Genomic DNA, 391 nt, shown 5'->3' on the forward strand with positions numbered 1-391 from the left:
GTTAGAGCGTATTTCGTTTGATGCGCTTGATTTATCGGCGCTCACTGAAGCGTTCACTCAGCGCCAAACATTACCTGACGTAAGTGGCATAAGCACTTTCAATGAAGCCAAAATTAGACGATTTTATCAGGAGGGTAAGTCGCATGATTAAAATTCTATTTCTACTTTGTCTTTTCATGACCTCTGTTTGGGCAGCTCAAGATAAACCGGCTGGCTTTCTCTGGTATAACCTCGAAAAAGAAAAGAAAGGAATTGATAAGGCCCAACCCTCTGGTATTCCTTTTAAGCGCTTAAGCTATACCGAACGTGATGCTGTTTTGCGCTTCTACACCATGGAAGCACTTCATAAAGCACGCTACACCAAAAAAGTTAAAGATATGCGGGTCTTTCT

General features: G+C 41.9%; 1 pseudogene. It reads left to right on the top strand.

Annotated features, from left to right (window positions below):
- Positions 1-143: 143 nt before the first annotated feature.
- Positions 144-391, top strand: a pseudogene (locus E1P04_RS15835) (type-F conjugative transfer system pilin assembly protein TraF); the annotation flags it as partial.

This window comes from Legionella gresilensis, assembly GCF_900639865.1.
Taxonomy (GTDB): domain Bacteria; phylum Pseudomonadota; class Gammaproteobacteria; order Legionellales; family Legionellaceae; genus Legionella_C; species Legionella_C gresilensis.